At 65.5% G+C, this 25,066-nt stretch carries 24 protein-coding genes; 17 read left to right on the plus strand and 7 right to left on the minus strand.

Annotation, left to right across the window (positions count from 1 at the left end; all coding sequences use genetic code 11):
- Positions 1 to 9 precede the first annotated feature (9 nt).
- The gene (locus tag F9929_RS05370) at positions 10 to 4,101 is read left to right on the plus strand and encodes a cellulase family glycosylhydrolase (protein ID WP_152045513.1); all 4,092 of its coding nucleotides are present in this window, start codon (positions 10 to 12) and stop codon (positions 4,099 to 4,101) included.
- A gap of 69 nt (positions 4,102 to 4,170) precedes the next feature.
- Entirely contained in the window at positions 4,171 to 4,392 is a 222-nt protein-coding gene (locus F9929_RS05375; RefSeq protein ID WP_152045514.1) for a DUF7940 domain-containing protein, read from the plus strand.
- Positions 4,393 to 4,398: 6 nt separating this feature from the next.
- On the opposite strand, the gene F9929_RS05380 is transcribed toward F9929_RS05375, so the two are convergent.
- Complete coding sequence (locus F9929_RS05380; RefSeq protein WP_152045515.1) at positions 4,399 to 4,956, minus strand: HNH endonuclease; 558 nt, start codon at positions 4,954 to 4,956, stop codon at positions 4,399 to 4,401.
- Between the two features lie 101 nt (positions 4,957 to 5,057).
- Between F9929_RS05380 and F9929_RS05385 the strand changes: the two genes are divergently transcribed.
- From F9929_RS05385 to F9929_RS05400, 4 genes are all read left to right on the plus strand, one after another.
- Positions 5,058 to 5,522 carry a lysozyme gene (locus F9929_RS05385; protein ID WP_210251308.1) on the plus strand — a complete coding sequence of 155 codons (465 nt, stop codon included), beginning with the start codon at positions 5,058 to 5,060 and terminating at the stop codon, positions 5,520 to 5,522.
- Positions 5,519 to 5,989 carry a hypothetical protein gene (locus tag F9929_RS05390; RefSeq protein ID WP_152045517.1) on the plus strand — a complete coding sequence of 157 codons (471 nt, stop codon included), beginning with the start codon at positions 5,519 to 5,521 and terminating at the stop codon, positions 5,987 to 5,989. Before F9929_RS05385 ends, F9929_RS05390 begins: the two co-directional genes overlap by 4 nt.
- A gap of 166 nt (positions 5,990 to 6,155) precedes the next feature.
- Positions 6,156 to 6,530 carry a hypothetical protein gene (locus tag F9929_RS05395; RefSeq protein WP_152045518.1) on the plus strand — a complete coding sequence of 125 codons (375 nt, stop codon included), beginning with the start codon at positions 6,156 to 6,158 and terminating at the stop codon, positions 6,528 to 6,530.
- The gene (locus F9929_RS05400; RefSeq protein ID WP_152045519.1) at positions 6,530 to 7,033 is read left to right on the plus strand and encodes a hypothetical protein; all 504 of its coding nucleotides are present in this window, start codon (positions 6,530 to 6,532) and stop codon (positions 7,031 to 7,033) included. Before F9929_RS05395 ends, F9929_RS05400 begins: the two co-directional genes overlap by 1 nt.
- Positions 7,034 to 7,049: 16 nt before the next feature.
- Here the strand turns inward: F9929_RS05400 and F9929_RS05405 are convergent, their stop codons facing one another.
- On the minus strand, positions 7,050 to 7,247 hold the full coding sequence (locus F9929_RS05405) for a hypothetical protein (RefSeq protein ID WP_152045520.1): 198 nt from the start codon (positions 7,245 to 7,247) through the stop codon (positions 7,050 to 7,052).
- Positions 7,248 to 7,556: 309 nt separating this feature from the next.
- Positions 7,557 to 7,778, minus strand: coding sequence for a hypothetical protein (locus F9929_RS05410; protein ID WP_152045521.1), 222 nt, complete (start codon positions 7,776 to 7,778; stop codon positions 7,557 to 7,559).
- Positions 7,779 to 8,135: 357 nt separating this feature from the next.
- Between F9929_RS05410 and F9929_RS05415 the strand changes: the two genes are divergently transcribed.
- The 10 genes from F9929_RS05415 to F9929_RS05460 all read left to right on the plus strand — a co-directional run bounded on the left by F9929_RS05415 (position 8,136) and on the right by F9929_RS05460 (position 17,177).
- Entirely contained in the window at positions 8,136 to 10,091 is a 1,956-nt protein-coding gene (locus F9929_RS05415; protein WP_193227622.1) for a methyl-accepting chemotaxis protein, read from the plus strand.
- Positions 10,091 to 10,399 (plus strand): STAS domain-containing protein, encoded by a 309-nt coding sequence (locus F9929_RS05420; protein ID WP_152045523.1) that lies wholly within the window; start codon positions 10,091 to 10,093, stop codon positions 10,397 to 10,399. The genes F9929_RS05415 and F9929_RS05420 overlap by 1 nt, the downstream gene beginning before the upstream one ends.
- On the plus strand, positions 10,396 to 10,761 hold the full coding sequence (locus tag F9929_RS05425; RefSeq protein WP_152045524.1) for a response regulator: 366 nt from the start codon (positions 10,396 to 10,398) through the stop codon (positions 10,759 to 10,761). The genes F9929_RS05420 and F9929_RS05425 overlap by 4 nt, the downstream gene beginning before the upstream one ends.
- 134 nt (positions 10,762 to 10,895) lie before the next feature.
- Positions 10,896 to 13,160, plus strand: coding sequence for a chemotaxis protein CheA (locus F9929_RS05430; protein WP_152045525.1), 2,265 nt, complete (start codon positions 10,896 to 10,898; stop codon positions 13,158 to 13,160).
- 5 nt (positions 13,161 to 13,165) lie between these two features.
- A complete protein-coding gene (locus tag F9929_RS05435; RefSeq protein ID WP_152045526.1) occupies positions 13,166 to 13,630 on the plus strand; it encodes a chemotaxis protein CheW in 465 nt (154 codons plus the stop codon).
- Between the two features lie 127 nt (positions 13,631 to 13,757).
- Complete coding sequence (locus F9929_RS05440) at positions 13,758 to 14,648, plus strand: CheR family methyltransferase (RefSeq protein WP_235919041.1); 891 nt, start codon at positions 13,758 to 13,760, stop codon at positions 14,646 to 14,648.
- Entirely contained in the window at positions 14,645 to 15,667 is a 1,023-nt protein-coding gene (locus F9929_RS05445; RefSeq protein WP_152045527.1) for a protein-glutamate methylesterase/protein-glutamine glutaminase, read from the plus strand. The genes F9929_RS05440 and F9929_RS05445 overlap by 4 nt, the downstream gene beginning before the upstream one ends.
- 151 nt (positions 15,668 to 15,818) lie before the next feature.
- On the plus strand, positions 15,819 to 16,208 hold the full coding sequence (locus F9929_RS05450; protein WP_152045528.1) for a response regulator: 390 nt from the start codon (positions 15,819 to 15,821) through the stop codon (positions 16,206 to 16,208).
- Positions 16,205 to 16,765, plus strand: coding sequence for a chemotaxis protein CheD (locus F9929_RS05455; RefSeq protein WP_152045529.1), 561 nt, complete (start codon positions 16,205 to 16,207; stop codon positions 16,763 to 16,765). Before F9929_RS05450 ends, F9929_RS05455 begins: the two co-directional genes overlap by 4 nt.
- Before the next feature lie 58 nt (positions 16,766 to 16,823).
- Complete coding sequence (locus F9929_RS05460; protein ID WP_152045530.1) at positions 16,824 to 17,177, plus strand: hypothetical protein; 354 nt, start codon at positions 16,824 to 16,826, stop codon at positions 17,175 to 17,177.
- 10 nt (positions 17,178 to 17,187) lie between these two features.
- Here F9929_RS05460 and F9929_RS05465 read toward each other — a convergent pair whose 3' ends face one another.
- Positions 17,188 to 19,785, minus strand: a complete 2,598-nt coding sequence (locus F9929_RS05465; protein WP_152045531.1) for an MMPL family transporter — start codon at positions 19,783 to 19,785, stop codon at positions 17,188 to 17,190.
- A gap of 192 nt (positions 19,786 to 19,977) precedes the next feature.
- On the opposite strand from F9929_RS05465, the gene hpnH reads away from it, so the two are divergent.
- A complete protein-coding gene (gene hpnH / locus F9929_RS05470; RefSeq protein WP_152045532.1) occupies positions 19,978 to 21,153 on the plus strand; it encodes an adenosyl-hopene transferase HpnH in 1,176 nt (391 codons plus the stop codon).
- On the opposite strand, the gene F9929_RS05475 is transcribed toward hpnH, so the two are convergent.
- The 3 genes from F9929_RS05475 to hpnE are packed head-to-tail and all read right to left on the minus strand — an operon-like array spanning position 21,109 to position 25,066.
- On the minus strand, positions 21,109 to 21,795 hold the full coding sequence (locus F9929_RS05475; protein WP_193227623.1) for a phosphorylase family protein: 687 nt from the start codon (positions 21,793 to 21,795) through the stop codon (positions 21,109 to 21,111). The genes hpnH and F9929_RS05475 overlap by 45 nt on opposite strands.
- Positions 21,792 to 23,789, minus strand: coding sequence for a squalene--hopene cyclase (gene shc, locus F9929_RS05480; RefSeq protein ID WP_152045534.1), 1,998 nt, complete (start codon positions 23,787 to 23,789; stop codon positions 21,792 to 21,794). Before shc ends, F9929_RS05475 begins: the two co-directional genes overlap by 4 nt.
- Complete coding sequence (gene hpnE, locus F9929_RS05485) at positions 23,786 to 25,066, minus strand: hydroxysqualene dehydroxylase HpnE (protein ID WP_152045535.1); 1,281 nt, start codon at positions 25,064 to 25,066, stop codon at positions 23,786 to 23,788. Before hpnE ends, shc begins: the two co-directional genes overlap by 4 nt.

The raw sequence follows: 25,066 nt of genomic DNA on the forward strand, positions 1-25,066 counted from the left end.
ATACCCCGCATGGCTCGTGGTTCTCGCCTGACGCGCCCGTTCAACGCCGGCCTCATCGCGCCTCTCATCAGCACCGGCATCATCGGCATCAAGCCGTCGATCACCTTTCCGGACGTGACGCTGTTGGAGTCCGCGTCGGTCGGCTCAACGGTGGCTGCCTTGTCCATCCTCAATCCGATCGGGCTCTGGTCTTTCACCAAGACGGCCGATCCGGACGGCAAGTTCTCGGTCGCGAGCAACGGCAACGTCACGCTGGCGGCGGTGCTCGACTACGAGACGAAGACCTCGCACACCTTCAGCGTCGCGGCGACGAACGGGCTTCTCACCCTCAACTTCACCGGCACCGTGAACGTCAGCAACGTGCTGGAAGGCACGCTGGCACCCACGACAGCCAACATGGTTCTCGGGGCGGCGGCAGGAACGGTGGTCGCCACGGTCTCGGGCCTTGATGCGGGCGCGAACGAGACGGTGACCGGCGTGAACGACACGCGCTTTGTGATCGCTTCGGGCAACCGTGTTGTGGCGAGCGCTACGCCGACCACGGCTGCCGGGACCATCAACCTAACCGTGACGACGAGCGCCGGGCGGCAGCTTGCTCTGGCCGTCACCGTAGCCGCGGCTGCGAGCGGCGCGCTGACGATGACGAACCGCACGGTCTTGGCCTCGTCCGCCTCGGGCACGGCCATCGATGCGGTGTCCGGCCTTCGTTCCGGTTCGATCCTATCCCTGCCGACCGTGACCTCCCTTCTTTCTGTCAGCGGCGCGAATGTCGCAAAGGGCACGCGCAGTCATCGTGCTGGCTACTTCACCCGCATCTTCCGCGACACGGCCACCGATGGCTCGACGATCGACACGCCCATCACCTTCAAAACGCCGCGCGAGTCGAAGACCGTCGTCGACTTCGAGAACCTCGCGACGACGGCCGGGTGGGCCTATACCAGCGGCGCGGAGGCGAAGTTCACCCCTGATACGCTTTGGAACACGAGCGGCCGACAGTCGCTGAACATCGCGCAGCCCGCCGCAGCTGCCAACCAGACGCTCGCTGCAACGCGGACGCTTGACGAGGATTTGGCGTGGGGGCTCGACGAAATCTACACCGTCGACTTCAACAACAAGGGCGTGGACAGCCCATCCAACATCTCGGTGCGCTTCGTCGGCGCGAGCGGCAACGGTCCTTGGATCAACGTCTCGACAATCGGCGATATCCGCCGCGGCGTGCAGCCTTTCACCTTCACCGGTCGCGACATGACCGCCAACTCTTCCAGCTTGCCGGACGCCTTCACGGGCCCGGTCAAGAAGGTTGTCTTTGTCGCTGGCGGCGCGGGCGGTACAAACGGATGGTCGGTGTCGTTCGACAACTTCCGGCGCGTGAAGAAGGTACCGGGTCCGCTCATGCTCGGCATGGACGATGCTTTCGCGGCCTTCGCCGATCTGGTGCGTCGCTGCGTTACGAACGGCCTGCGACCGCCCTACAAGTCCCTGTTCGCCGGTAACCTCGACAAGAACAACGCATCGACCCCGCTCTTGAAGGCGCTGCGCCTGCAGCAGCTCTGCGGCTACAACAAGCTGTGCGAGAGCGTCGGCGCCGGCACCTATGCGCAGGTCGAAACTGATCCGGCGACCGCCGCGAATGTGAGCTTCAAGGTCGGCGGCACCGGGTTCGACGCAAACAATTACGTCAAGCTGCAAAAGCAGGAGACGGATGGCTCGTGGACCGACATGGTGTCGATTACGTCGGTCACCGGCACAACGGCCGCCGCGGCGACGTCGGTGGCGGCCGGTCAGATCCAACCGCGCCAGCCGCTGCGCCACGTCATCGTCGGTGCCCCAGTCATCACCTATGAGATCGTCGAGAACACTTTCGCCGCCTATCAGCCGAAGGACCGCGACTATACCATCGGCGGCATGTCGACGCTCACAGTGGCGGGCACCGGCCTCAGCGCATCGAACAGCGTCACGCTGCAGAAGCGCAACGACGACGGCACCTGGAGCGATCTGGCGACGGTTACGGCGGCCGGAACGACGAGGCTGAACATTCCTGTCTGGTCGTTGCTGCGCGTCGTCGTCGCCGGCTCGGCAACTGGCGTCACCGTCACGCTGCGGGCGGACCTCGGGGCCGAGGTAATCAATCACACGGTCAACCATCCGCTCGTCGGCCTCCACACCCTCTACAACAAAATCTATGCGGACACCTCGGGCACCGATGCCGTGAAAGCGGCTGCGGCCGAGGCGGCAATCGTTGCCGAAGTCGAGGGGTGCCGCGCCTATGCCGAGGGCAAGGGGGCGACGGTCAAGAACTACTACACGTCGAGCGGTTCCGTTGCCGCAACGCCGACCGACACAGTGATGCCGGCGACCGGCGTCGACATCTCGACGAGAACTCTGCCGAACGGACGCGCTTGCAAGTCTTCGATGTTCCACATGATCTTGCCCGGCGGCGACTTCAACACCGGCGTGCTGTCCGCGTTGCGCAAGACCGGCATGCGACTCATCACGAGCATCAACCCGGCAGAGTTCGGCGCTTGGGACGGGTTCGTGATGCCGACGATCGCGCCGCGACGGTCGTTCAATTGGGCGAGCAGTGACGCTGCAAACATCCGCGCTGCACTCCGCTGGCTTCAGCGCGTTGCCAACACGGGGCAGATGGCCGATGCCTTCTGGCACGATCTTGGCGGCGCCGATTATCTGACGCCGAACCCGGACGGCGTGATGGAGCTTCGGAAGACGAGCATCGGCACTCAGCCCTGGGCCTTCGATAAGCTCTGGAACGGCTGGGTCGATACGGATGGCGTGACGCCCCTGAAGGGCATCCTGCAGCTCATGGCGGAAGGAGCGCTGATCTCCAGCGGCAAGACTGAGGCGATCGAAGGTGCGACTGTCCAGCCGCTGCCGAACGTCGGCTTCAATATGGCGGGCGGCGATTTCTCCACCACCGACCCCAAGGACGACTTCTCCGAATACAAGAACGTCGCGACGCCGGAGCGCGACCCGGTCAGCGGTCAGGCGTTGCGCGGCAATGGTCAGTGGTATGTTTGGCCGAAGAAGGTCGACATCGACTATGTCGCGGATCGTGCTGCCAACCTCATCCGCATCCCGTTCCGCTATCACCACCTGTGGAACGTCGACCCGTCGATGGACCCGACGCTCGACACAGTGCGCGTCTATGACCACGCGCAGCTGAAGATCGCCTGCGACGCGGCTGAGGCGCGCGGCATGACGATCGTCGTCGATGATCACAACTACGGCTACAAGTCGTTCAAGGCCGATCCCGGCTCCACGACAGCCAGCGACCACGACGCGGACAAATTCTATCAGGACACGGCCGCCGACCGCACGCTTTTAGCCGAGCGCGCAAAGCGGATCGCGACGTTCTTTAAGGACTATACGCGGGTCCGCTACACCCCGATGAACGAGCCGACCGGCAAAGCCAACGCGCCATCGACGGTCGGCCTCTACAACCTGTACCAAGTCTACATGGACGCCGTGCGGACGGTGGACACCAACCCGCTGCACGTCTTCCAGCTGAACGCCAACCACTACGCGTCGCCGGACGCCTACACGAAGGTGTTCACCGGTCAGACTTCCTCGAGCGCGACCGAGTTCCTTCGCTTGGTGGATTCGACCGGAGCGAAGCCGATCTCCGAACTGCATCCCTATATCGACGCTGACACGCGCAACGGCGGCGCCAACATCGCTTCCAGCCATCCCGGCAAGGAAGAGAACCCGGTCATCGTCGATTTCGCCGACAGCCCGGCGACGTTCACCTACAACGGCACAACCTACAGCTACGCGGCGGTCGCGCAGGACGCGACGAATCACGCGCGTCAGTTCGGTTACAAGCTCTATGCCGGCGAGTATGCTGTGAAAAGCGAGGAGCCTGTCTTCGTCAACGAAGGCCGGCGCCTGCATCGCTTCTTCGTCGACAACCGCGACGTATGGGACGGCGCCGCATACTGGGGAGCAGGCCCGTGGTGGCCGAAGCCGAATGATCCGGTCACCGGCGCACAGAAGGTGTTTTCGCCGCTGCCGATGGATCGGACCTCAACCGTGCATCGCGGCGCGATGGACATGCTGTCCGAGTTCATGCCGGTCGTGGCGTAATCCACGACCCCATCCACACCCCATCCACAGCCCGGCCATCGCGCCGGGCTTTTTCTTGTGAGGCCTCCAATGCAGCTTCGCCCCGACTGGCGGCGCGTCCTCGCGCACGCCTGGTCAATCCGCCTATGGGCCATCGCCATCCTGGTGCAGGCCGTTGATGTCGCCTTGCCGTGGTTCCGCGAGTCCCTGCCGATCAGCGACCAAGCGTTCGGCATCGTCACCCTTGCCTTCGCCATGGGCGGCATCGTCGCGCGCCTCGTCCCGCAGAAGGGGATCACGCCATGCCAGTGAGTTCCATCAGTCACTGACATGAGCCCACTTCCTACGATGCCGAATTCCATCAATTAGACTCGGCGAAACGCCAGCAACGATCGCAAGAGAATTTGCTGAAACCCCCTGGTCTAGCAGCTTCCGAATGGTGCGGACCCGTACCTCTGTGAGCTTTGCACCTGGGTGCTCCTCACCCACCAACGGTATGAAACCACTATCCCAAGCATGTTCGGTGTTGCGTCCTTTGCTCACCCATTCGAGGTTTTCAGGCCGATTGTCGGTCTTGTCGCCGTTGATGTGATTGACAGTCAGGCCTTCCTCATACCCGGCGACGAACGCCATCGCGACTAAGCGATGAACGAGAAATTTGTACGTCTTCCGCTGATGCTGAAAACCAACTTCGAAGTATCCCATGTTCATCATGGACGGCTTCAAAGTGCGCTTTTTGAAAACGGCGGTCTTGGTCTCAGCCCTGCCTAATCGTGTGTAAGAATAGGTTGTTCGCTTCTCGGGCAAGCAAACCTCTCCGCAATCGCTGACGAGCAGCGTGTAACCGCGCGTCTCAACTTCCTTCCACTCAGCCATTCTTCAACCTATCACCGAAAGGAGTAGGTGTGACCTTAATTCGTAATAACCCAAGAGGCAAGAGTCGGTATCTTGCCGGCGGTGCTGTTGGCGCTGCAATGTTGGCGGCAGCGACTGCCTATACTGGGGCTTGGGAGGGGACGAGCTACGTCGCCTACCTCGACACCATCGCGAGCCCGCCCGTTTGGACGATCTGCAACGGTGACACCTACAACGTGAAAAAGGGCGACGTCGAAACGCGCGAAGGATGCGCCGCTCGTCTTCGCCGACAGATCCTCGAGCACGAAGCCCGCATGATCCAGTGCGCCCCCCAGCTTTGGGACGTGCCAGCGGATAGTTACATCGCCATCAACGACTGGGCTTACAACACCGGGACCGGAGCAGCCTGCAAGTCGGGGCTGATCCGAAAGGTGAAGGCCGGCGATATCCGAGGTGCCTGCATGGAACTCAGCCGTTGGGTTTTCGCTGGCGGCAAGGTCGTGAAAGGTCTCGCCAACCGCCGGATGAACGGCCTTCCAGGGCTTATCAGCGAGCGAGCGCTTTGCCTTCGAGGCCTTGGCGCATGACCGTCCTCCTGAAACTCTGGAAGCTCGGACTTGGCCTCCTCGTTGGCTTGGCCATCGGCTGGTTCGTCATGGTGCCGCCCGCGCGCGAGGCAGGACGCAGCGCCGGCTACGAGGCGGGCAAGGTCGCCGGCATCTCGGAAGAGCGCATCCTTCACGAGGAACAGCGCCGGAAGGCCGAAGCAAAGGCGGATGAAGATCGCCGCTCCGCGCAGGCTGAAATCGCGACCGTCGAGCGCGACTATCACCAGCGCGAGCAAGCCCGGCGGAACGACCTCAACGGACTGGAACAGGCCCTGGCGGCCGAAAGGGCCGATAATGCGACACCAATCCCGACGCCTTCTCCCGGCGCTCCTTGCTCTTGCCGTCCTGCCATTTCTCGCAGCGTGTCAGACCGCCTCCGAGCGATCGGTCATGGTGGCGCCGCGCCTGGCTCAACTGCCGCAGGCGCTCAAGCTCCCGTGCGATGAGGCGACCGACATTCCAGCCCGCGATCTGACTTCGGAAGAGGTCGCGCGCTTATGGGGCAGGGACCGGCAGGCTTTGGGCACCTGCCGCGATCGACATGAAGCATTGGCTGCGGCGGCAGAGGCTGTCGAAGGGCAGGGCCGCTAGGCCGACATCGGAGTGCAAAGCGTGGCAGATGACGACGACGAGCGAGGGGGAAGAAACCGCTTCCCGATCTCGCCACGGGACGCTCACCTTTATGCGAGTGACGAGGAGGACGAGAAGGCGCTGAAGCAGCTCCTCGCGATCTCGCCCGAGACCCTGAAGTTTCTGACATCTCTGCGTCCGGACGAAGTCGAGACGATGCGCACCCTCTCGCAACTCGACAAGGAGGAGCGCGAAGTCTTCTTCCAGAGCCTCAAGCTCACGAAGTCGGTTCGCACCACGGGATGGTTCGTTCGCTGGCTCTTCCTCGGTCTCGTCGGCACCTTCGTCGCCTTCAACCTCATGGCCGATCAGGTGATGAAGCTGGTCCACCTCTTCCAGAATGGAGCGCCGAAGTGATGCGCCTTCTCGCGGTCTTCCTCGCGGCTTTCCTCGGATGCTGCGCTGCCGTCGCTGGGGTCTGGTCTGCCGATCGCGATCCGCCAACCGAGACGATCTCCGTCAAGGTGATGCCGGACAAGATCGAAGCTGGCGGCCTGGGAGAGGTCCATTACGTTTACCAGCGGTATCGGGTCTGCTCGCGGCGAACGACGGTCAGCGTGATTGACTCGACGGGAAGGGCTTTCGAGTTCGTGCCTCAGTCCAACTCGTCGACGAATTATCGGGTGGAGGGGAAAGCCGACACCTATGTGCGTCCCTTCCGCGTGTCGATCGCTGCCGCGCCGGGGCCCGCCGTCTATCAAGCCATCATCGAAGACCGCTGCAATCTGCTGCAGTGGATGTGGCCGATCCGCCGAACCGTCGAGGTGCCGTTCTATATCCTACCGAGGGCGCCTCAGGCCTCCTCGCTGTTCCGCGGAGAGTTCCGCGCGGCTGTGCTCGAGTTCATTGCGCCTCGGTAGCTATGGGGTCGGGAGATTAATCCACCCGCTCGTATTCGAACCAGACGAACTCGCCATTGATGCGCGCTCTTCCGGTCCCCTCGAGGTCAGCGCGAAGTTTCGTCACCTGATCCTCGCCAGCCTCACGCCGGATGTATCGCACCAAGTCGGTCAGCCCGATCTCGGCAGCTTGCCGCCGGCTCTTGCTGGTGCATTCGTAGACGCGGACCTGCATAGGCAGGTGATATCCGGCACCAACGCGATCGTCTACCGCAATTCAGATCGAGAGATGATTGTCGCGGGTTCGGCTCCTGTAGCCTACAAGGAATTTGCAAAGTACCTGTTTGTGGTTTGACTGACTTGATGGTCAACCTATTGTAATTGCTTGATTTTAGCATACAGATATTTTTGCAGTAAGCGCCCCTGCTAAGGGCGTATACGGGTAACCGTATCGAGGGTTCGAATCCCTTCTTCTCCGCCATCCCGCATTGATCCTTTTTCCGGCACGTGCGCTCGCGGCTCCGCTTTCGAAGCGACCGCGCGATCAGTTCGTTTTTCCCTGCAAGCACCTTCGATAGGCATTCTGCGCGCTGACCTTGGCCTGTTGTCCGGCCCAGGCATCCGAGGAGGCTATTTTCTGGATCTGGAAGGTGCTGTCGTAGGTTTGTTCGGCGTAGCGTTCGCAGAATGCCGCCGTGCCGCGCGGGAACGTGTTCGGGCCGGCGGCGATGCCGGTGGTCGGCGAGATGGAAGTGCAGCCTGCCATCGCGGCACCGCAGCATAAAGCGGCGGTGATGGCCAGAGTGGATGAATGCACGGCGCCGCCCCGTTTTTCAGTCGTGAAGGCTCACGAGCCTTGCTAACGGCGCGGGCTTGATCGGCGTTCCCGGTGGCCGGCGCGTTGGTGTTCGAGCCTCCTCCCGTCGCGCACCGCCCTGGCAGGACAGGCCCCCGACGAGGCTTGCGAATCCGGTGCGCGTTAAGCCGGTCGGCCGGCGGTTTAACCGTTCCTTAGCAATGAACCATGTAGCTTCTGAGCCGGATGAAAAGGTCCTCGCCACGCCGGTTCGCGGCGCTGGAGGACAGGGAATGGAACCGCCGGGCGGATAGAAGAAGGCTGTTGATGCGAGCGTCCGATCTCAAGCTTTCGAGGAAGATCGGCCTCGCATTCGCCTTCCTGCTGGTCGGGGCGGGAAGCACGGGTTTCGCAATGCGCCAGGAATATCTGCGCGCCGGGTCGGCTTTCGAGCGGGACGGCGTTCATGCCGCCGTGCTCGCCGCCGTCACCGATGCGCGGATCGCGGCTCTCGACGCCCAAAGCGCCATGCGCGGCTTCCTTGTCACGCAGGACGCCCCTTTCGCGGCGTCGATCGCGGAAAAGGAGCGCGTCTTCGACGCGGCGCTCGATACGGTCGGGCGCCTTGCCGCCGGCAACGCGGCCGTCGCGATCCGCTCGGCGGACGCCAAGGCCGCGTTGAAGAACTGGAACGAGAGCGTCGCGCAGCCCACTATTGCGGCGGCCTCGAACGAGGCGACATATGCCGACGCCCTGTTCATGATGAAGTCCGGCGAGGCCGCCAAGGGTTTCGAGCCGGTGCTGCGGCTTCTCGGCGATATCGAGGCGGAACTCGGCGCTGCCGGTTCGCCGGATGCGTGGTCGCAGATCGAAGCGCGGGCCGATTTCGTTCTGGCGCTCGGCTTCGGCACGCTCTGCGTCGCGGCGCTTGGCCTTGGAACGATGCTGGTTCTCGGCGTGTCGAAGCCCGTGGGTGCTTTGAGCCGCGCGCTGGAAAGCTTGGCCGAAGGGCGCGACGAGGCGAAGATCGCGGCTGCGGCGCGCGGCGACGAGTTCGGCGCGATCGCCCGTGCGGCCGAGAGCCTGCGCCTTGCCTTGCTGGAGCGGCGGCGCGGTGAAGCGCAGGATGCCGCCGCCCGGCGCGGTCGCGACGATGCCGAACTCAAGGCACAGGCCGCTCTTTCCGACGCGCGGGCCGAGGATGCGCGCGCATTCGCGGCGGCGGCGGAGGACGCCTTCGACCGGCTCGCCGCCGGCGATCTGACGGTCCGGATGACGCAAGCGGGCCACGCCGACTTCGACCCGGTCGCCGCGAAGTTCAATGCCGGGATCGGCTCCGTGGAGGATGCGGTCGAGGCCATGGCGCGCGTCGTGCGTGGCATTCGCCAAGGGCTGGAGGACATCGATTCGGCGTCCGAGGACCTGATGCGGCATGCAGGGGTCCAGGCCGAGGGGCTTCAGGACGCGACGCAGGCCTTGTCGGAGGCCGCGCGCGGCGTCGATGCCGCTGCCCGCAGCGCCGGCGAAGCGCGGCTGACCGCCGTCACCGCCGCTGACAATGCGCGAAAGGGCGGCGAGATCGTGTCGCGCGCCGTGTCCGCGATGACGGAGATCGAAACCTCCTCGACCAGGATCGGCCGGATCATCGGCGTCATCGACGAGATCGCCTTCCAGACCAACCTTCTCGCTCTCAATGCCGGTGTGGAAGCGGCGCGGGCGGGCGATGCCGGCCGCGGTTTCGCGGTGGTGGCGCACGAGGTGAGGGGGCTGGCGCAGCGTTCCACCAAGGCCGCCAAGGAAATCAAGGACCTGATCTCGGTCTCCACGGCGCAGGTCGGCCGGGGCGTCGAACTCGTCACCGCGTCGGGCCGCTCCTTGTCGGAGATCGTCGGACAGGTCGGCGACATGGCGGATGTCGTGTCGCGGATCGCGCAGTCCTCGACCGAGCAGGCGGCGGGCCTTCGCGAAGTGACGGTCGCCACTGAACGCATGGACAAGGTCGCGCAGCACAATGTCGCGAGCGTGGAGCGCACCACCAGCGCCGCCCGCGACCTCGCGCAAGACACGCGCGAACTCGCCCGGCTCGTCTCCAGCTTTCGCACGGGCGGCACCGCCACCAGTGAGATGCCGGGCCCGCGCAGTGCCCGCATGCCGGCGCCGCGCCGGCCGAACGAGGCGGCTCGCTCGAGCGAGACCGTCGTTGAAATCCGCCATGTGGGCCGGAGCGGAACGGCCGCCCGCCCGACATCCCGATACGCCGCCGAAAGCTGGGAAGAGTTCTGATGCCGCCTCGCAAGCCTTCAAGCCGCGCCGCCGCCGTGGTGGACCTGCCGGCGATCCTCGACATCAAGGCGGCCGCGCCGCTGCACCAGTCCATCCTTGCGGCGCGCGGCAAGGCGCTGACGCTGGACGCCTCGCAAGTGCAGCGCCTTGGCGGCCAGTGCCTGCAGATCCTTCTGGCGACCGTTTTCGCCTGGCGCGAAGACGGAAAGACGCTCGCCATCGGCGCGCCGTCCAGGGCCTTCGAAGAAGGTCTCGCTCTTCTCGGCTTCACCGTCGACTCGCTTATGGCCAAGGAGGCCGCACGATGACCAAGACCATTCTGACCGTCGACGATTCGCGCACCATGCGGCAGATGCTGATGCAGGCGCTGAGCTCTGCCGGCTTCAACGTGATCCAGGCCGAGGACGGCGTTCACGGCCTCGAAGTCCTGGAAGGCTGCGAGCCGGACGTGATCGTCACCGATGTGAACATGCCGCGCATGGACGGGCTGGAATTCATCGAGCACGTTCGCGCCGACGGCGAACGCCGCGCCATCCCGATCCTGGTTCTGACCACCGAAAGCGACGCGGAAAAGAAGGCCCGCGCCCGCCGCGCCGGCGCCACCGGCTGGATCGTCAAGCCCTTCGACCCCGTGAAGCTCGTCGACGCCATCAACCGCGTCGCCGCCTGAAACTTCTTCGACCGGCGAGTGATCTCCGGTCGCGCATGCCAACGAACAATGAACCATTTTCAGGGACGATACCGGCGATCGGAACGCCGGTCGACCCGAGCCGCTAACCCGGCGTGACGCCAAGGAACACCGTCATGGACGCGATGGCAGAAATCCGGCAGACATTCTTCGAGGAATGCGCGGATGGGCTTGCCGAACTGGAGTCCGGCCTTCTCGCCATCGAGAACGGGTCCGCGAACTCCGATACGGTGAATGCCGTCTTCCGGGCGGTTCATTCCATCAAGGGCGGCGCGGGCGCGTTCAATCTGAACGAGCTGGTGCAGTTCGCCCATATCTTCGAAACGACGCTGGACGAGCTGCGCTCCAACCGGCTCGCGGCGTCGCCCGACATCGTTAAGGTGCTGCTTCGCTCCGCCGACGTTCTGGCCGATCTGGTTCTGGCCGCCCGCGACGGCGGTGAAGCGGACGCCGCCCGCACGGCGATCGTGTCCGAGGAACTCGCGGCCTTCGTCGGCGGCGGCCATGGTGCCGCCTCCGGCGGCGTAGCGGCGAAGGCCTCCGCCGATGTCGTGAACGACGACGGCATGGAAGGCCTCGACTTCACGCCGGTCACCGTCGATCTGTCCGACATGATGGATTTCAGCGCGGATAACCGCTTCCGCGTCACCTTCAAGCCGCGCGCCGAACTCTACGAGAAGGCCAACGAGACCTCGCGCCTCATCCGCGAATGTCTGGCGCTCGGCAGCGGCATGGTGACATGCGATGCGAGCGAACTTCCCGCGCTCGCCGATCTTCAGCCGGAAGGCGCCTGCCTTACCTGGACGATCAACCTGACGACGCAGGCCCCCGAAGCCGCGATCCGCGAGATCTTCGAATTCGTGGAATGGGATTGCGACCTCACCGTCGAGCGCGTCGAGGACGATGCCGCCGGCGATGCTGGCGACATCGACGCCGCTCTCGCCGCGCTTTTGATGCAGATCCAGTCCGACTCCCCGAGCGCCGGGATCGAGGACATCGACGAGCCGGCCGAAGCGGCAGCCGCCATGCCGGTCGAATTCGACAACGTCGTGCCGATGCCCGTCGCCGCCGTTTCCGAACCGCGCGCGGAGGTTTCGCCGGCCGCCGAGCCGGCCTCGCGGGCCAAGGCCGCGGCCGATGGCGGCGACGCCAAAGGCGGGGCGGGTGCGCCGCCGCCGGCCACCATCCGCGTCGATCTCGACCGCGTCGATCGCCTGATCAACTTGGTCGGCGAACTCGTGATCCATCAGGTCATGCTGTCCCAGCGCGTCGCCCAGGCCGGATTGCCCCGCGCCTCGGAAGTCGCGGTCGGCATGGACGAGCTGGAGCAACTGACGCGCGAGATCCAGGACAGCGTCATGGCGATCCGCGCGCAGCCGGTGAAATCGGTGTTCCAGAAGCTGCCGCGCCTCGTGCGTGAAGTCGCCGACGTCACCGGCAAGCAGGTTCGCCTCGTGACCGAAGGCGAGTGGACCGAAGTCGACAAGACCGTGATCGAGCGCTTGTCCGATCCGCTGACGCACATGATCCGCAATGCCATCGACCACGGCATCGAAAGCCCGGAAAAGCGTCGCGACGTCGGCAAGCACGAGGAAGGCACGGTGCGCGTCGCGGCCATGCACCGTTCGGGCCGCATCGTGATCGAGATTTCCGACGACGGCGCCGGCATCAACCGCGCGGTGGTGCGCAACATCGCCGTGACGAAGAACCTCATCCCGGCCGATGCCAACCTGACCGACGAGGAAACCGACAACCTCATCTTCCTTCCGGGCTTCTCCACGAAGGACAAGGTGTCGGAACTCTCCGGTCGCGGCGTCGGCATGGATGTCGTGAAGCGCTCGGTCCAGGCGCTCGGCGGGCGCGTGTCGATCTCGTCGCGTCCCGGCGAAGGCTCGGTCTTCACCATGAGCCTGCCGCTGACGCTGGCCGTTCTCGACGGCATGATCGTCACCGCCGGCGAACACACGCTGGTGGTCCCGTTGACCGCGATCATCGAGACGCTGAAGCCCAAGCCCGGCGAGGTGCGGGGCTTTGGTCGCGGCCAGCGCGTCATCGCGGTGCGCGACAAGTTTCTGCCGCTTGTCGATGTCGCGGCGCGCCTCGGCTACCGCGAAGAACCGACGGACGCGGAATCGGGCGTCGCCATTCTGGTGGAAACCGAGAACGGCATGCGCTCCGCGCTCCTTCTCGACGCGATCCAGGGGCAGCGTCAGGTCGTCATCAAGAGCCTGGAAGCCAATTACGGGCATGTTCCGGGCGTCGCGGCGGCCACCATTCTCGGCGACGGCCGGGTCGCGCTGATCCTCGACATCGATGTCGTGGCGGCGACCGGCAGGGCCGAACAGCACTATACCAGTCTCAACCTTCAAGCGGCGGAGTAATTCGCGTGTCCCGCACGAAAGCCATCGACAGCAACGTGGCGGAAGAGCTGATCGCCTTCCGCATCGCCGAGCAGGAGTTCTGCGTCGACATCCAGTCGGTGCGCGAGATCCGCGGTTTCGCCGCGGCGACGCCCCTGCCGCATGCCCCGTCCTTCGTGACGGGCGTGATCAACCTGCGCGGCACGGTTCTGCCCATCATCGATCTCGCCGCGCGCCTCGGCTTCGGCAAGATCCAGCCCACCGCCCGCTCGGTGATCATCGTGGTGCGTGTCAACCAGCAGCTCGTCGGCCTTCTGGTGGATGCGGTGTCGGACATCCTGACTGTCACCGACGAAATCCTCCAGCCGACGCCGGATGTGGGATCGGAACTCGCCAAGAGCTTCGTGAAGGGCGTCATGGCGATCGAAGGGCGGATGATCTCCCTCATCGCGCTCGACGGCGTCCTGCCGCAGGTCGAACTGGCCGCCTGATACGGGCGTTCCGCGCACTCGTCGCTTCTTGCTTCACGCCCGCCGGTCCTGTCCCGGCGCGGCTGGTCCGGGAAGCGGGAAGCCGAGGTTCCGGAATGCCGCTTTTATCCTTTTAGGGGTCATCGACGTGCTGAATACCAGGTCAAGGACGCTCGATCGGCCGAGCGTCGAAGGCGAGTTCCTTCTGACCGAGGCCGATTTCGAAACCATCACGCGGGTCCTCCACGAGGATGCCGGCATCCTGATCCCGCCTTCCAAGACGACGCTCGTTTATTCGCGCCTCGCCAAACGGTTGCGCACGCTCGGGCTGGCGAGTTTCAAGGACTATTGCGCCCTGATCGCAGGCGAAAGCGGCGCCAGCGAGCGCATGACCATGATGGCGGCTCTCACCACCAACGTGACGAGCTTCTTTCGCGAGAACCACCACTTCGAGCACCTGCGCTCCAGCCTGCTGCCGCCGCTTCTGGCGGAAGCCAAGCGGGGCGGGCGGGTCCGCATCTGGTCCGCCGGCTGTTCCAACGGCCACGAGCCCTATTCGATCGCGCTCACCATCCTCTCCATGATGCCGGACGCGGCCAACCACGACGTTCGCGTCCTCGCCTCCGACATCGACCCGAACGTCGTCGGCTTCGGCCATGCCGGCGTCTACGACGAGGACGCCGTGTCGGCGGTGCCCGACGACCTGCGCCGGCGCTGGATGTCGGAAGTCCGCGACGGTTCGGGCACGCGCCGCTTCGAGGTGTCCGAGGAGATGCGCACGATCGTTTCGTTCCGCGAACTGAACCTCATCGGCGACTGGCCGATGAAGGGGCGCTTCAACGCGATCTTCTGCCGAAACGTCACCATCTATTTCGACCAGCCGACGCGCGAGCGCATCTGGCGCCGGTTCTGCGACTACATGCAGCCGGAAGCCTGGCTCTATATCGGCCATTCCGAGCGCCTGACCGGCGCCTGCCAGTCCTTCCTGTCCTACGAGGGAACGACGGCCTATCGCTTCGTGAAGGGGGGCGGGGCATGACACCCAACCCGGTCAGAGTGTTGATCGTCGACGATTCGGCGACGATGCGGGCGCTGCTTCGCCGCGCCATCGACGGAAATGGCGGGATCGAGGTCGTGGGAGAAGCGTCCAATCCGCTGGACGCGCGCGAGAAGATCAAGGCCCTCGATCCGGACGTGATCACGCTCGACATCGAGATGCCGAACATGAACGGCCTCGAATTCCTGTCCAAGATCATGCGCCTGCGGCCGACGCCGGTGATCATGGTGTCGAACCTGACGCAGCCGGGCGCCGCGCCCACGCTGACCGCTCTGGAGATCGGCGCCTTCGACTGCATCGCCAAACCCAACGGCATCCAGGGCAACACGTTCGAAACCCTGCCGCCGATGATCCGCGAAGCCGCCAAATCCCGGCGGCAGATCAGCGCGCGCCCGGCGCAGGCCGCCCCCCGGCCCGCCGCGCCGGCCCTGCAGCGCCATGCGGGCTGGCCCGATATCATTGGCGTCGGCTCCTCCACCGGCGGCGTCGAGGCGTTGATGAACCTTCTGGCGGGCTTTCCGGCCGACTGCCCGCCGACCTTGATCGTGCAGCATCTGCCGGCGGCCTTCACCGGCTCCTTCGCCGCGCGCCTCAACCGCGTGTGCAAGGCCGAGGTCGCAGAAGCGCAGGACGGCGAGCCGGTCGTCGGCGGCCGCATCTACCTCGCGCCCGGCGGCAAGCACCTGACGGTGCGCGGCAAGGGAAGCCTGCGCTGCGCCCTGTCGGAAGAGGACACGGTGCAGGGCCATCGCCCGTCCGTCGATGTTCTGTTCCATTCGATCAGCGGGGCGGGACCGCGCAAGATGACCGGCGTGATCCTGACCGGCATGGGCCGCGACGGCGCCGACGGCCTGCTGGCCATGCGCAAGGGGGGCGGGCGGACACTGGCGCAGGACGAGGCCACCTCGCTCGTCTACGGCATGCCGCGCGTCGCCTACGAGATCGGCGCCGCCGAGCGCCGCCTGCCGCTCGGCCGCATCGCGGAGGAGATCTTCGCATGAGGTCCGCCGCCCGCGCGCATGACAAAAAAATGTCGGGCGAGTGCCCCTCCGCCCGTCCCTCGTCAATGATCCGTTTGCAGATTCTCGTTTACGATGGGGACCAAGTACAGCTCCCAATCTGTCCGAGGGTCCTCGGGAAGGAAGTCAGACCATGAGCATGAAGCAGCATCTCAAGGTCATGATCGTCGACGATCAGCGCACGAGCCGGATGCTCATCCGCGACGCGTTGGACCAGCTCGGCATCCAGAACATCGTTACGGCGGAAGACGGCGAACAGGCGTTGAAGGCGATGATGGCCTCGCCCTGCCATATCATCATCTCCGACTTCAACATGCCCAAGCTCGACGGGCTCCAGCTTCTTCAGGCGATCCGCTCCTACGGGCCGACCAAGAAGACGCCCTTCATCATCCTGTCGGGCCGCGGCAACAAGGAACTCGTCCAGAAGGCGGCGGCGCTCGGCGTCAACAACTTCCTGGTCAAGCCGATCAGCGTGCCCGTTCTCCAGAAGACGATCGAAGCGGTCGTGGGCCGGCTGCAATGAGCCGGACCGAAGGGAACTGGCGGCGGGTCCACATCATCCAGGGCGAGGCCAAGGTCGATTCCGGCCCCGACGTGGTGATGACGACGCTGCTGGGCTCCTGCGTGGCGGCCTGCATCCGTGATCCCGCGGCCGGTGTCGGAGGCATGAACCATTTCCTCCTGCCCGGCGACAGCGGGGCGGGCAGCAACGTCCAGTCCGAATCCTACGGGCTCTACCTGATGGAGCTTCTGGTGAACGGCCTTCTGAAGAAGGGCGCCCGGCGTCACGCGCTGGAAGCCAAGCTCTTCGGCGGCGCGCGCACGGTGGGCGGCCTGTCGGATATCGGCGCCAAGAACGCCGCCTTCGCCAAGCGCTTCCTCGAAATGGAAGGCATCACCTATGCCGGCGGCGATCTCGGCGGCGATCAGGGACGGCGCATCGAATACTGGCCCCATACGGGGCGGGCACGCCAGATCCTGATGGAGAAGACCACGGAAGCGCCGCGCCCGAAGATGGCCGCGCCGATCCTCCGGGCGCAGCCGCCCGTCTCGTCGGGCGGCGATCTCGAACTGTTCTGACCTCGAACTCTCGCCGACCGAAGCCTTCGCGCACGGGCTGGATGCAAGGATACCCGAAATGGCCGTTGGAACAGCCGTGCGCCTTTTGTCGGTGCTGTCTGCGGAATGCGACGAACTCGCCTGCCGCGTCGAGGACATGCACCGCTTCCTGCCGGACGAGAACGGGGCGTCCCGCGTTTCGCGCGCCGAACTCGTGACGGCCGCGCAGGACATCGACTTCGTGCACCAGCACCTGAGCGAGCTGTCGCGCTTCCTGATGCTGGTCGCCGAGATGACGCCGGGCGACGCCGATCTCGACTTCGACTGGGCGGCCTCCAACATCCGCTTGTCGGACCTGCGCGATCGCCTGCGCGGCGTCGAGGCCTCGGACAGCGAGTCCCGCATCCGCCCCGGCGAGCTGGAACTCCTTTGACGCTGCCCGCTCAGTCCTTCCGTCGCCCGTAGCCGAGCTTGGCGGCCTTTTCCTCGTCCACCGGCGGGGGAGGGCCGAGAAAGGCGGGCACGACGATAAAGGCGGCCAGCAGCGTGAAGACCAGCGAGATCGCCAGAAGCTCGCCCATGCTCGACGTGCCGGGATGGCTCGAGGCGTAAAGGCTGCCGAAGGCGACGCCCGTGGTGAGCGCCGAAAAGAAGATGGCGCGCGTCAGGCTCGACGCCAGAACATCTGCCAGACCCGCCCGCCACGCGATCAGATAATAGATGTGGAAGGCGACGCCGACCCCGAACATGAGGGGGAGGGCGATGATGTTGGCGAAGTTCAAGGGCAGGCCGATGAGCGCGGCCGCCTCCAGCGTCAGGATGCCGGCCAGAACCAGTGGCCCGAGCGCCAGCACCACGTCGAGGAAGCGACGAAGCGCCACCCAGAGAATGATCGTGATCACGATCAGGGCGTAGATGCCGGCCTCCGAAAAGGCCCGGACGATCGTATGGCCCCCTTCGATGATGCCGATCGGCGCGCCCGTCGCCTGCGGCGCGACGGTGCGCACGGCGTCGGCGAAGCGCGCCAGGACGGCGTTGTCGTTGGAATTGCCGGAGGGCGAGACCTCGATGCGTGCCCGACCGTCCGGCGCGATCCAGTTCGCCACGAGGTCGGCGGGAAGGCTTTCGCGCGTGATCCGCTCGGCCGCCAGGGTCGTTTTGAGGGTTTGGGCGAGTTGCGGGAAATAAGCGAAAACGGCGTTCTGCGCGGCCTCGCGCGCGGCAGGCGGCGCTTCGCCAAGACTGTTCATTGCCTCACCGAGCCGGGCGAGATCGGGCGACATGCTCGCGACTTGCGCCAACGCCCCGGCCGCCATCCGCAGCGAAGAAACGGTCTCGGCGTCCGACGGGGCGGGGGCGGGAGAGGCTCCCAACGCCGGCGACAAGGCGGCGGAAGCGCGGGCGATCGCCGCCAGCTTCTCGTCCTGGTCGACGGGCTGGAAGGTCTTGATGCTGATCGTTCCCGCTACTTCCCGCAGGGCGGCGAGGCGCGCGCTCATCGCGTCGATATCGCCTTCGGAGGGGACCAGAACGTCGAGCTTGTTCGGCGCGGTGCGCGGGTTCTGGGACAGGTCGATGAAGGTCGAGACCGATTCCACGCTCTGGCTGCGAAGATTCATCGGGTTGGAATCGAAGGGCAGCTTCAGGAGGAAGGGCAGACCCGCGAGAACGAGGACGCCCGTCGCGCCGATCACCAGAAGGCGGTGCCGGGCGATCCAGTGATCGACCTTGGCGAGCGCGGTGGTCTCGACAGGTTTCGTTTCCGCCCGCGTGCCGAAAACGGCGATCAGGGCGGGCAGGAGAGTGAGGTTCGCGACATAAGCGACGATCATGCCGAGCCCGGCGATGAGGCCGAGTTCTGAAACGCCGCTGAACTCGGTCGGCAGAAACGAGAAGAAGCCGGCGAGAAGCGATACGGCGGCGAGCGTCAAGGAAAGGCGCACCCCTCGCGCAGCCCTGATCAATGCGCTCGCGACCTCACCCGTTTCGAAACGCTCCGCACGGTAGCGCACGGCGAACTGGATGCCGAAATCGACGCCGAGGCCGATGAACAGAACGGCGAAGGCGACGGAGATGAGGTTCAATTCGCCGACGAGCGCCAAGCCGATCCCGGACGTGATGAGAAGACCGGCGAAGAGCGTGATCAGAACCGCCGCGATCAGGCGGCCGGAGCGAAGCGCGACGAACAGGATCGCGGCCACAGTCAGAAGCGTCAGCCCGAGGTTCAATTCCATGTTCTCGGCGACGGTCGCGAATTCCTGGTCGGCGAGCGGCACCGGGCCGGTGAGGCGGAGCGTCACGCCGTTGTCGCCCGTGACGCCGCGCTCGTCGCTGAGTTGCTTCAAAAGGCGCACCGCCGCGCCGCCGGGCTCCAGCGAGGTGAAGTCGAGGCGCGGCTTGGTGAGAACGATGCGACGAAGATCGTTATCCGACGCCTCGCCCGACAGGAGCGAGCGCCAGGACAAGGGAGCGGCCGCGCCATTCGTCGCGGCGTCGAGCGTGGCCGTAATCGCGTTGAACTGCGAGCCCGCGTTTCGGAAGGCTTCCGGGTCGGCGGCGGCCGATTGGAGAAGGCCGGTCACGGCGCGCGCGAGACCGTGCAGCGTCGGGTCCTGCGCGAGCGCGCCGAGAAGCGGGGCCTGCCGCTCCAACTGGCCGGCGATGCGCTGGACGTCTTCCTTCGGCAGAAGAAGGAGGCCGTTCTTTGCCAGAAAGGGCGTCGCGTCGGGGCGGGACACGTCGCCGAACGTGTCGGGTCGGCTTTCGAGCGCGTCGGCGAGGGTTTGCGCGGCGTGGGTCGCGGCTTCCGGCGTCGGGCCGTCGATCACCGCGACCACGAGGTCCTGCGTCTGCGGAAAGGCCTTGGCGAAGTCGATCTCGTTGCGGCGGTATTCCACTTCCGGCGAGATGAGGCGGGCGGTGTCGGTGTTGATCGCGAAATGCGCCACCGTCCAATAGGTCGCCAGCCCCGTGGCCAGAAGCGCGAGGAGAATGACGATCCAGGGATGGCGGATGCTGCGCGCGACGGCGGCTTCGATCACGGGTGGCCTCGGGTGTTCGCCGCTCGGCAAGGGATCGCCAAGGGCCGGAACGCAGTCCCTAACGAAGCCTTAAAATGCAATCAACGCTTGAAGCCGCGCGCGGAATTGATGGGCGGGTTCACGCATCGCCCTTGGCATCGGCATTGCATGCGCCCATTATGGTGCGCAGCACACGCGATCCGGTGAGTTCTTTTGTCCATACCCTTCCGCCAAGCCGCCACTGTCGGCAGCTACATCCTCAAGCAGCATCTGTTGCGGAAGAAGCGCTATCCGCTGGTGCTGATGCTGGAGCCGCTGTTCCGCTGCAACCTCGCCTGCGCCGGCTGCGGCAAGATCGATTATCCCGACGAGATCCTCGACAAGCGCCTGTCCTACGAGGACTGCATCGGCGCGGCCGAGGAATGCGGTGCGCCGGTGGTGGTGATCGCGGGCGGCGAACCCTTGATCCACAAGGAACTGCCGCAGGTCGTCGCCGAACTCGTGCGGCGTCGGAAGACCACCATCGTCTGCACCAACGCGATCCTGATGGAAAAGAAGATCGACGCCTACAAGCCCGATCCGTACTTCACCTGGTCGATCCATCTCGACGGCGACAAGGAGATGCACGACGCTTCGGTCTGCCGCGCCGGCATCTACGACAAGGCGGTGTCAGCCATCCGCCTCGCCAAGGAGAAGGGGTTCCGCGTCACCATCAACGCGACCTTCTTTAACAATGCCGACCCGGCGCGCATCGCGGCTTTCTTCGACGAAGCCATGGCACTCGGCCTCGACGGGCTTACCGTTTCGCCGGGCTACGCCTATGAGCGCGCGCCCGACCAGCAGCACTTTCTGAACCGCACCAAGACCAAGGAAATCTTCCGCGAAGTGTTCCGCCGGGGCGATGGCGGCAAAAGGTGGAGCTTCAACCAGTCGTCCTTGTTCCTTGATTTCCTTGCCGGAAACCAGACCTACCACTGCACCCCCTGGGGCAACCCGACGCGCACGGTCTTCGGTTGGCAAAAGCCCTGCTACCTCCTCGGCGAAGGCTACGCGAAGACCTTCAAGGAGCTGATGGAAGACACGAAGTGGGACGATTACGGCACCGGCAACTACGAGAAATGCGCCGACTGCATGGTGCATAGCGGCTTCGAGGCCTCCGCCGTGGAAGACACGTTCCGCCGCCCGTGGAAGGCCGCGAAGGTCGCGATGTTCGGCATCCGCACCGATGGGCCGATGGCGCCGGACATCTCGCTGGAGAACCAGCGCAAGGCCGAGTTCGTGTTTTCGCAGAACGTGCAGTTGAAGCTGTCCGAGATGCGGGCGCAGAAGGAAGCGCAGGCCGCTCTAAAGGCTGAGGCGCGGGCCAAGGAAACGGCGGACGCGGCTTAAAGTCCGCATCGCCTTGGCGGTCGCGAGCGCCGTGCCGGGAAGCTGCACAAGCTGACCCGGCCGGCGCAGCAGTTCTTCAGCGATCGCTTTCATATCGAGCCGGCCGTCCGGATCGATCGCCCGGTAGGCGAGCGGCGGCAGATCAGCCTCCGCCGTATCGCAAACCGCGCGCAACACGGCGAAGGGCAGGTCGCGTTCCGCCGCAAAACGCGCCGCGATATGCGATTCCGTATCTACCGCGATGGCGTGGGTCCGGCGGTGAAGCGCCGACTTTCCCTGTGCTGTGATGACCGGAGCGTCGCAGGCCGCCATCGCCCCATGGCTTGAGCCCAGGGGTAAGCCGGCGAGCTTTTGCAACAGCTTACCGCTCAAGCTTGAGTCTGTTTCCCAAGTCGTTCCATCGGCGATCACCCGAGACGCGACGACGATCGCGCCTGCCGGCAGTCCCGGTTCGAGGCCGCCCGCGAGACCGAAGCTGACCAACGCGCATGGGCGACGATGAGCGCTCGCCGCCGCGATCTTGGCTGTCAGCGACGCCGGGGGAGCCGACACGCAGATCGTGTCCGGGCCTTCGAGGAGCCGCGCTTCGGCGGCGAGGCCCGTGACGATCAGAACCGGGCCGCTTCCCGGTTCGGCTGTCACATCCCCACCTGGACGCGGCGGGTGTTGCTGGCCTGAAGGTTGCGGAAGCGCGCCATGGCCCAAAGCGGAAAGAACTTCGAATAACCGTGGTAGCGCAGATAAAAGACGCGCGGGAAGCCGACGGCGGTGAAGCGCGTTTCGTCCCACAACCCGTCCGCGCCCTGACAGCGCGCGAGGTAGTCGACGCCGCGCCGCACGGCCGGATCGTCGACGCGGCCCGCCGCCATCAGGCCGATCAGCGCCCAGGCGGTCTGCGACGGGGTGGACGGCGAGGGCACGTAGCCCTTGTAATCCATGCGATAGCTGTCGCCGTCCTCGCCCCAGCCGCCATCGGCGTTCTGGATCGAAAGGAGCCAGTCGGCGGCCCTTGCGACGGGCGGTGCGTCTTCGTTGAGGCCCACGGCGTTGAGGGCGCAAAGGGCCGACCACGTGCCGTAGATGTAGTTCGTGCCCCAGCGCCCGAACCAGCTTCCGTCCTTCTGCTGATCGGCAATCAGGTAATCCACGGCTTTCGCGAGGCGGGGGCTGCTGTCCCGCGTTTCGCCGAGCTGCGCGAACATGGAGATGCAGCGCGCCGTGACATCGGCGGTCGGCGGGTCGAGCAGCGCGCCATGATCGGCAAAGGGAATGTAGTTCAGGTGATGATGGGTGTTGTCGGCGTCGAAGGCCGCGAAACCGCCGTTGCGGCTTTGCAGGCCGCCGATCCATTCCGCTCCGCGCGAAACGGCCTCATCGAACTCACCTTCCACCGCGCCTTGCTTGGCGAGCCGGTCCATCGCCATGGCGACCACGGCGGTGTCATCGAGATCGGGATAATCGGGATTGGCGTATTGGAAGGCCCAGCCGCCAGGCCGCACATCCGGCCGGATCGCCGCCCAATCGCCCTTGTGGTCGAGAACCTGCAAAGGTTTCAACCATTCGAGTCCCGCCTCTGCGCTGCGCGTTCCAGCACCCCCGGCTTCGATCAGCGCGTGGGCGGCGAGCGCCGTGTCCCACACGGGCGACAGGCAGGGCTGGCAATAGGCTTCCGTTTCGCGCTCCACGAGAAGGCCGTCGATCGCGGCGCGGGCGGTGACGACGCGCGGATCGCTGCGCGGCACGCCGAGCGCCTCGTACATCATCACGGCGTTCGCCATGGCCGGATAGATCGCGCCGAGGCCAGCCGTGCCATTCAGCCGCTTGTCCACGAAGGCGACCGCCTTTTCGATCGAGCGGCGGCGAGAGGTCTTGGGGAAGCGTGTTTCCGTCGCCTGGAGAACGCGGTCGATGCCGCCGAAGATCTGCGACCACGGCGCGACCTGATGCGGCCCCTTTGGCCAATCGCGCACCTTATCGGGGGGAACGAGGAAGAGTTCGGCTATGCCGACGCCGCGCGGATTGGCGGCCTTCGGCTTCAGGGCCTGAAGCACGAGCAAAGGCACGATCACGGTGCGCGCCCAGTAGGAAACCTTGGTGAGGTGGAAGGGGAACCAGCGCGGCAGCGCCATGATCTCCACGGGCATCACCGGCACCGCTCGCCAGGGCACCGCGCCATAGAGCGCGAGGAGAATGCGGGTGAAGACGTTGGCATTGGCCGCGCCGCCGCGCGACAGGATCGCCTCGCGCGCCTTGACCATGTGCGGCGCACCCGGCGCATCGCCGATCATCTTCAGCGCGAAATAGGCCTTCACGCTGGCGCTCATGTCGAAGGCGCCTTCGGCGAACAAAGGCCAACCGCCGTGCTCGCCCTGGATGCGGCGCAGATAGGTGCCGATCTTGGCCTCGAGGGGCACGTTCTCCTCGCCGAGCCAGTGGAGGAGCAGGACATATTCGGAAGGAATGGTCGCATCCGCTTCCAGTTCGAAGCAGAAGTGCCCGTCGGGCTTTTGCAGGGCGAGGAGCCCAGCGGTGGCCTTGGCGATGCGGCCGTCGAGCGTCGGCGTGCCGACCGGTTCGGCCTCGTCAAAGAGGGAGGTCGGCTGCGGGCCGGAAAACGAAACGAAATCTTCGATCATGCTGCCATGCGGGGTAGGGCTTCGAGGCCGGCATGCCGAAGGGCAATGCCGGCGGCCTTTCGGCCGGAGCGCACCGCGCCTTCGATGGTGGCCGGAAGTCCGGTCTGCGTCCAGTCGCCGGCCAGATACAGATTGCGGAAGGCGGTTTGCGTTTCCGGCCGGCGCGCCACCTGCTCGGGCGTCGCGCGAAACGTCGCGCGCTTTTCGCGGATGATCTGCCAGCGGGGCAGTGTCGCCGCATCGAGACCCGCGACATGCGCGACCTCGCGCCAGATCTCGGTGGCAAGCTCGTCGCGCGGGCGATCCAGTAGGCGGTCGGCCCCGCTGATCGTCACCGACAGGCGTTCGGGAAAGGCGAAAATCCATTCGCTCAAACAACCGACGAGACCGATCAGCGTCGGCATGCCGGCGGGCGGGGCGACGCGGAAATGCGCGTTGACGATGGCGCGGTGCTCGGTCGGTGTTTCGAGGCCGGGCAGAAGGGAGGCGGCGACGGGAGCGGGAACCGCGAGAACCACTTCCTCGCCGGGCGCGACGGCTTCCTCACTATGGGCGAACACGAGGCCGCACACGCGGTCGTTCTCGACCTTCAGCGAGCGGATGCCGCGTCCGAACCTGATCGGTGCACCCTTCGCGGCAAGCATTGCGACGGCCGGATCGACCAAGGCCGGCCCGAGCCCGTTCTTCGCGATCACCGGCCGGCAGGCATCGCCGCCGGCCCCGAGCGTTTCGCGCATCAGCGAGGCCGTGAGGCGGGCCGAGGCCTCGGCCGGATCGGTGTTGAGGGCGGCCAGAAGCAGCGGATGCCAGAGACGTTCGTAGACATGCCCCTTTGTCGGCATGACGTCGCCGAGGCGAGCCTGCCGCCTGGCCATGAACAAGCGAAGCGGCGAAAGGTAATCGACGGCCCGGCTGCCCGGCACGCGCCGCGCGGCATCGAAGATCCAGCGGGGCAGGCGGCCCGCATTGGGGCGCAGCGTCCAGCGCTCGCCGGTGCGCAGATCCATGAAGGGAAAAGCGCATTCCGGCTGGATATGGAGAGCATGGGCGCCGCCGATCTTCCGCGCATAGTCGAGCGCCTGCTCGTTGCCGGACAGAAGCAGGTGGTTGCCGTTGTCGATGGTGAGACCCAGCGCGGTGTCGTGGTAGGAACGGCAGCGCCCGCCGGCATGGGGCGAGGCCTCGTAGACGACCGGCTCCAGTCCCACTGAGAGAACGGCTTCCGCAGCCGCAAGGCCGGCGAGACCTGCACCGACGATATGAATGCGTCCCGGCAT

The sequence above is a fragment of the Aureimonas psammosilenae genome (assembly GCF_009176975.1).
GTDB lineage: Bacteria > Pseudomonadota > Alphaproteobacteria > Rhizobiales > Rhizobiaceae > Plantimonas > Plantimonas psammosilenae.

Excerpts from the sequence above, each read along its gene's own strand:
- F9929_RS05425 (WP_152045524.1), top strand. The coding sequence starts at position 10,396 with ATGACCAAGACCATTCTGACCGTCGACGATTCGCGCACCATGCGGCAG.
- F9929_RS05430 (WP_152045525.1), top strand. The coding sequence starts at position 10,896 with ATGGACGCGATGGCAGAAATCCGGCAGACATTCTTCGAGGAATGCGCG.
- F9929_RS05390 (WP_152045517.1), top strand. The coding sequence starts at position 5,519 with ATGACCGTCCTCCTGAAACTCTGGAAGCTCGGACTTGGCCTCCTCGTT.
- F9929_RS05410 (WP_152045521.1), bottom strand. The coding sequence starts at position 7,778 with ATGGCAGGCTGCACTTCCATCTCGCCGACCACCGGCATCGCCGCCGGC.
- F9929_RS05445 (WP_152045527.1), top strand. The coding sequence starts at position 14,645 with ATGACACCCAACCCGGTCAGAGTGTTGATCGTCGACGATTCGGCGACG.
- F9929_RS05415 (WP_193227622.1), top strand. The coding sequence starts at position 8,136 with ATGCGAGCGTCCGATCTCAAGCTTTCGAGGAAGATCGGCCTCGCATTC.
- shc (WP_152045534.1), bottom strand. The coding sequence starts at position 23,789 with ATGATCGAAGATTTCGTTTCGTTTTCCGGCCCGCAGCCGACCTCCCTC.
- F9929_RS05400 (WP_152045519.1), top strand. The coding sequence starts at position 6,530 with ATGCGCCTTCTCGCGGTCTTCCTCGCGGCTTTCCTCGGATGCTGCGCT.
- F9929_RS05370 (WP_152045513.1), top strand. The coding sequence starts at position 10 with ATGGCTCGTGGTTCTCGCCTGACGCGCCCGTTCAACGCCGGCCTCATC.
- F9929_RS05460 (WP_152045530.1), top strand. The coding sequence starts at position 16,824 with ATGGCCGTTGGAACAGCCGTGCGCCTTTTGTCGGTGCTGTCTGCGGAA.
- F9929_RS05405 (WP_152045520.1), bottom strand. The coding sequence starts at position 7,247 with ATGCAGGTCCGCGTCTACGAATGCACCAGCAAGAGCCGGCGGCAAGCT.
- F9929_RS05380 (WP_152045515.1), bottom strand. The coding sequence starts at position 4,956 with ATGGCTGAGTGGAAGGAAGTTGAGACGCGCGGTTACACGCTGCTCGTC.
- F9929_RS05450 (WP_152045528.1), top strand. The coding sequence starts at position 15,819 with ATGAGCATGAAGCAGCATCTCAAGGTCATGATCGTCGACGATCAGCGC.
- hpnE (WP_152045535.1), bottom strand. The coding sequence starts at position 25,066 with ATGCCGGGACGCATTCATATCGTCGGTGCAGGTCTCGCCGGCCTTGCG.
- F9929_RS05375 (WP_152045514.1), top strand. The coding sequence starts at position 4,171 with ATGCAGCTTCGCCCCGACTGGCGGCGCGTCCTCGCGCACGCCTGGTCA.
- F9929_RS05455 (WP_152045529.1), top strand. The coding sequence starts at position 16,205 with ATGAGCCGGACCGAAGGGAACTGGCGGCGGGTCCACATCATCCAGGGC.
- F9929_RS05420 (WP_152045523.1), top strand. The coding sequence starts at position 10,091 with ATGCCGCCTCGCAAGCCTTCAAGCCGCGCCGCCGCCGTGGTGGACCTG.